Source organism: Falsiroseomonas oryzae (genome assembly GCF_027856955.1).
Classification (GTDB): Bacteria; Pseudomonadota; Alphaproteobacteria; order Acetobacterales; family Acetobacteraceae; genus Falsiroseomonas; species Falsiroseomonas oryzae.
In genome coordinates this window covers 1-2,972 of record NZ_JAPSMD010000556.1, presented here as the reverse complement: position 1 = coordinate 2,972, position 2,972 = coordinate 1, and the positions used below count along the sequence as shown (strand labels likewise).

Below are 2,972 nucleotides of genomic sequence, written 5' to 3'. Positions count from 1 at the left end.
CGCCTGACCGCAGCGCGGCGCGAGGCCGCCTTCACCGCCCTCCTGGCCGCCGCGCGCGACGGCCTGCTGGACCACGGCATCGCCGCGGCGAGTGCTGCCGAGATCGGCCGGCTGAACATCCTGCGTGCCAGCCAGCTCGCCATGGCGCGGGCGCTGGCGCGGCTGAGGGTGCCGCCCGACCTGGCGCTGGTGGACGGCAACCAGCCGCCGGCCCTGCCCTGCGCGGTGCGCTGCGTGGTGGGAGGCGACGCGGCCAGCTTCTCGATCGCCGCGGCCTCGATCCTCGCGAAGGTGGTGCGGGACCGCGCGATGGCACGGCTGGACGCGCGCTGGCCGGGCTACGGCTTCGCCGCGCACCAGGGCTATCCGACCGCGGCGCATCGCGCGGCCCTCGCGCGGCTCGGCCCCACGCCGCACCACCGGCGCGGCTTCGCGCCGGTGGACCAGGCGATCCTGCTGTAGCGGCACGCGGCCGTTCCGGCTGGCCTGCGTGACGGATCATTGACGGCGCGACTCCGCGCAACGCATGGTGCGCGGCCGATTCGCTGGGAGCGCGTGGCCGCAACGATGGGGACGGGTCTCGACCTGCCGCTCGACCAGGTGCTGGTTGGCGACTGCATCGAGACGCTGCGGCGGCTGCCGCCCGCCTCGGTGCATGCGGTGTTCGCCGACCCGCCGTACAACCTGCAATTGAAGGGCGAGCTGCGCCGGCCCGACACCTCGGTCGTGGACGCGGTGGACGACGACTGGGACCGCTTCGACGATTTCGGCGCCTATGACGCCTTCACCCGCGAATGGCTGGCGGAATGCCGGCGAATCCTGCGCAAGGACGGCACGATCTGGGTGATCGGCAGCTACCACAACGTCTTCCGCCTGGGCGCGGCGCTGCAGGACCTCGGCTTCTGGATCCTGAACGACGTCATCTGGCGCAAGGCGAACCCGATGCCGAACTTCCGCGGCCGGCGCTTCACCAACGCGCATGAGACGCTGATCTGGGCGGCGCGCGGCCCGGATTCCCGCTACCGCTTCAACTACCAGGCGATGAAGGCGCTGAACGACGAGCTGCAGATGCGCAGCGACTGGTTCATCCCGCTCTGCACCGGCGCGGAGCGGCTGCGCGGCCAGGACGGCGCCAAGCTCCATCCGACCCAGAAGCCCGAGGCGCTGCTGCATCGCGTGATCCTGAGCTGCACCCAGCCGGGGGAGGTGGTTCTCGACCCCTTCCTCGGCACCGGCACCACCGCCGCCGTGGCGCGGCGCCTCGGCCGCCGCTTCGTCGGCATCGAGCGCGAGGAAGCCTACGCCCAGGCCGCGCGCGAGCGCATCTCGGCGGTGGAGCCGCTGGCGGAAGGCGCGGCGCTGGCGCTGCCCTCGAAGCGCGAGCAGCCGCGCATCGCCTTCGGCGTGCTGGTGGAGCGCGGCCTCGTGCCCGCGGGCAGCACGCTGACCGACCGGCACCGCCGCTGGCGCGCGGTGGTGGGCGCCGATGCCACGCTGCGCTGCGGCGGGGCGACGGGCTCGATCCACAAGGTGGGGGCGGAGCTGCAGGCGGCGCCGTCCTGCAACGGCTGGACTTTCTGGTTCGTCGAGGCGCGGGACGGGCGGTTGCGCCTGCTGGACGAGCTGCGCCAGGAACTCGCCGCGCAGGGCGGCTGAGCCGCCTTCAGGCGGCCTGGCGCACCGTCGCGCCCGCCGCGAGCGCCGCGATCTCGCGCTGGGCGAGATCGGCGAAGACGCCCTCGTCGAAGCGGAAGCTGCCGATGAAGTGGAACATCTTCGCCCTGCTGCGGTCCCCACCAGGATGGAAGCTGGTGTATTCGGGGAAGGGCAGCGTCACCGCGCCGGGCGTGTTGGCGATGGCGAAGTTGGAGGCGCATTGCTCCGTGCCCCAGCCGCGCCAGTCTTCCTGGCCCAGCAGCTTCTCCATCGCGTGGTGGAACGCCTCGATGCGCGCGCGCGGGAACCCGCCCGGCGCGAAGCCGGCGAGCCCCGAGGAACCCCGTACGTAGCGCAGCCCCTCGGCGCCGGGCAGGCGGTCCAGCGCGGCCTCGGCGCGGTTGCCGACGGAGCCCTGCGGCAGAGTGCGCGCGAAGGCGGCCGCCTCCGGCAGCGGGACGATGCGGAAGTGGTCGGCCATGGTGAAGGCCGTCCGTGTCTCGATGCAGCGCACCAGCTCGTCGATGTCGCCGCCGGTCGGCATCACGTCGCAATCGATCTGCACCACGTATTCGCCGCGGTCGGTGCGGTCCAGCAGATAGACGAGTCGTTCCCAGGTGCCGCCGCGCTGGCACGCGCCGACCTCGATGTCCTCCAACCGCTGGAACTCGATGCCGGGGAAATGCGCGGCGATATGGCGCTGCCCGGTGCGGGGGAAGTCGTGCGCCACGATGGCGACGAGCTTGCCGCCGCCGATCCGTCGGTAGAACGCCTTCATGATGACGACGTACATCAGCCAGTCGCGGTTGCCGACCATGCTGACGACGGTGCAGCGGCCCGGCACCACCGGCATCGGCGCGGTGTCCAGGATGCCGCGCACGGCGCGGCCGAAGCGCCATTCCTCGAGGCGCCGTTCCCAGCGCCAGAGCATCGGGATGCGCAAGGCGGGTCGGCGCCCCGGCTTCAGCGCCGCAGCGCGCGCAGCAGCGCCAGCGCCAGGGCGGTCTTCACGACGGTCCCCGGCACGAAGACCATGAAGCCCGCGTCGAGCGCGCGTTCCCAGCCGACGAAGCCGGCCAGCCACGCCACGCCGGGGACGAAGAGCAGCAGATGCGCGGCAAGCAGCACCACCCCCTGCTGCCACCAGCCGAGGCCGCGCGCCGCGCCGGCCATCCAGGCAGCGAGAAGGAAGCCCAGCAGGTAGCCCGCGGTCGGCCCGGCCAGCACCGCCGGCCCGGCTGCGCCGCCGGCGAAGAAGGGCAGCCCCGCCGCGCCCTGTGCCAGGTAGGCCGCCACCGCCGCGACGCCGAGGCCCG

General features: G+C 73.3%; 4 protein-coding genes. 2 read left to right on the top strand and 2 right to left on the bottom strand.

All coding sequences use genetic code 11. The features are described from left to right. Together OZN99_RS28770 and OZN99_RS28765 are read left to right on the top strand one after the other, a co-directional pair. Positions 1-462 (top strand): ribonuclease HII (locus tag OZN99_RS28770; protein WP_270938648.1); only part of this gene is annotated, 462 nt, incomplete at its 5' end. 105 nt (positions 463-567) lie between these two features. Continuing rightward, a complete protein-coding gene (locus tag OZN99_RS28765; protein WP_270938649.1) occupies positions 568-1,656 on the top strand; it encodes a site-specific DNA-methyltransferase in 1,089 nt (362 codons plus the stop codon). Between the two features lie 7 nt (positions 1,657-1,663). Here the strand turns inward: OZN99_RS28765 and OZN99_RS28760 are convergent, their stop codons facing one another. After that, complete coding sequence (locus OZN99_RS28760; protein WP_270938647.1) at positions 1,664-2,599, bottom strand: hypothetical protein; 936 nt, start codon at positions 2,597-2,599, stop codon at positions 1,664-1,666. A 20-nt stretch (positions 2,600-2,619) separates the two neighbouring features. Then, positions 2,620-2,972: biotin transporter BioY (locus OZN99_RS28755; protein WP_270938646.1), on the bottom strand; the 353-nt coding region annotated here is incomplete at its 5' end.

What these genes read in the sequence shown, in the direction of transcription:
- OZN99_RS28765 (WP_270938649.1), top strand. Translation starts at nt 568, where the DNA reads ATGGGGACGGGTCTCGACCTGCCGCTCGACCAGGTGCTGGTTGGCGAC.